Here is a 404-nt window from a genome sequence, read left to right as displayed (position 1 = left end):
ATGTCCACGGCCGGGCCGAGGGAGACGTTGTGATCCGTGGCACGGCATTCGACGCCGATCACGGTGCCGTACTCGTGCGCCAGGTCGGTGTCCCAGGTCGCAGCGAGCGCGATCGGCGCGGGCAGGGCGGTGGCCCGCCCTCCGTGCACATCGCCCTTGTTGATGCGGACTCCGGCCGGGCCGTCCGCCATCTGCAGGTCGGGCAGGTCGAGACGCTCCAGGCCGCGTGAGTAGAACCCGTAGTTCCAGTCCAGATTGCCGGTGACGAAGGCCACCTTGTCCTCGAGGCTCATCGCCGAGAGCAGTCCCTCGATGCGCTCCTCTGTCTCTGCGGTATCCCAGTCAGCTCGAGAATTCTCGGACATGCACACGCTCCGTCGAGTCTGCGGCGCCACGCCGATGTG

The 404-nt window shown here is 67.3% G+C and carries 1 protein-coding gene; it reads right to left on the bottom strand.

The window, feature by feature from the left end; translation table 11 throughout:
* Positions 1–404: glycoside hydrolase family 3 N-terminal domain-containing protein (locus KI686_RS15795; RefSeq protein WP_306665760.1), on the bottom strand; the 404-nt coding region annotated here is incomplete at both ends.

The organism is Polaribacter sargassicola (assembly GCF_021991835.1).
Lineage (GTDB): Bacteria > Bacteroidota > Bacteroidia > Flavobacteriales > Flavobacteriaceae > Polaribacter > Polaribacter sargassicola.
The sequence above is the reverse complement of the archived record's forward strand: the minus strand, read 5'-3'. Positions and strand labels throughout refer to the sequence as shown.